At 66.7% G+C, this 1,654-nt stretch carries 2 protein-coding genes; both read left to right on the forward strand.

The genetic code is table 11. The features are described 5' to 3' along the window. Positions 1 to 637 (forward strand): tetrahydrofolate dehydrogenase/cyclohydrolase catalytic domain-containing protein (locus ASV56_RS22255; protein WP_062564130.1); only part of this gene is annotated, 637 nt, incomplete at its 5' end. Between the two features lie 127 nt (positions 638 to 764). Next, positions 765 to 1,649, forward strand: a complete 885-nt coding sequence (gene purU / locus ASV56_RS22260) for a formyltetrahydrofolate deformylase (RefSeq protein WP_018001668.1) — start codon at positions 765 to 767, stop codon at positions 1,647 to 1,649. Positions 1,650 to 1,654 lie beyond the last annotated feature (5 nt).

Consider the following 1,654-nt stretch of genomic DNA (forward strand, 5'->3'; position numbering starts at 1 on the left):
GAAACTGAACGCCGACCCGGCGGTGCATGGCATCCTGGTGCAGCTGCCGCTGCCCGCGCATATGGATGCCGAGGCGGTGATCAACGCCATCGATCCGGCAAAGGACGTCGACGGCTTCCACATCCTGAACGTGGGCCTTCTGGGCACCGGGCAGAAGAGCATGGTGCCCTGCACGCCCCTGGGCTGCCTCTTGATGCTGCGCGACCGGCTGGGCGATCTCTCGGGGCTGAACGCGGTCGTGGTCGGGCGCTCGAACATCGTCGGCAAGCCGATGGCGCAGCTCTTGCTGGGCGAGAGCTGCACCGTCACCATCGCGCATAGCCGCACGAAGAACCTGGCCGAGGTCTGCCGCAGCGCCGACATCCTGGTCGCCGCCGTCGGCCGGCCGCGGATGATCCCCGGCGACTGGGTCAAGCCCGGCGCCACGGTGATCGACGTCGGCATCAACCGCATCGAGGAGGACGGCCGCACCCGGCTGGTCGGCGACGTGGACTTCGACAGCGCGGCCCGGGTCGCCGGCGCCATCACCCCGGTGCCGGGCGGCGTCGGGCCGATGACCATCGCCTGCCTCTTGGCCAATACGCTGACCGCCTGCTGCCGGGCGAACGGGCTGCCCGACCCCGAGCTGGTCGGCTGAGATTGCCGGGGGCCGGGGGCTCTGCCCCCACCCGCCCGCGGCCCCAGGGTGGGGCCACGGGCGCGTTCCCCCGGGATATTTGCACAAGAAAGAAGCCGGGCCCCGCCCGGGCACAGTGGAGAGCACGATGACCAAATACTGCCTGACCGTAGCCTGCCCGACGACGCGGGGCATCGTTGCCGCCATCTCGGGCTATCTTGCCGAGAAGGGCTGCAACATCACCGACTCGAGCCAGTTCGACGACATGGAGAACGACAAGTTCTTCATGCGCGTCAGCTTCCTGTCCGAGGAGGGCGTCGGCCTCGAGGAGCTGCGCGCCGATTTCGCCGAGACCGCCAAGGCCTTCGGCATGGTCTCGGCCTTCCATGACGAGGCCGAGAAGATGAAGGTCGTGATCATGGTCAGCCGCTTCGGCCATTGCCTGAACGACCTTCTGTATCGCTGGCGCATCGGCGCCTTGCCGATCGAGATCGTGGCGGTGATCTCGAACCACATGGACTATCAGAAGGTGGTGGTGAACCACGACATCCCCTTCCACTGCATCAAGGTCACCAAGGAGAACAAGCCGCAGGCCGAGGCCGAGCAGATGCGCATCGTGCGCGATTCCGGCGCCGAGCTGATCGTGCTGGCGCGCTACATGCAGGTCCTGTCGGACGAGATGTGCAAGGCGATGTCGGGGCGGATCATCAACATCCACCACTCGTTCCTGCCCAGCTTCAAGGGCGCCAATCCCTACAAGCAGGCCTTCGAGCGCGGCGTGAAGCTGATCGGCGCCACCTCGCATTACGTGACCGCGGATCTCGACGAGGGCCCGATCATCGAGCAGGACATCATCCGCGTCACCCATGCCCAGTCGCCCGACGACTATGTCTCGCTGGGCCGCGACGTCGAAAGCCAGGTCCTGGCCCGCGCCATCCACGCCCATATCCACCGCCGCGTCTTCCTCAACGGCAACAAGACCGTCGTCTTCCCGCCCTCCCCGGGGTCCTATGCCTCCGAGCGCATGGGGTGAAAAGC

The sequence above is a fragment of the Paracoccus aminovorans genome (assembly GCF_001546115.1).
GTDB lineage: Bacteria > Pseudomonadota > Alphaproteobacteria > Rhodobacterales > Rhodobacteraceae > Paracoccus > Paracoccus aminovorans_B.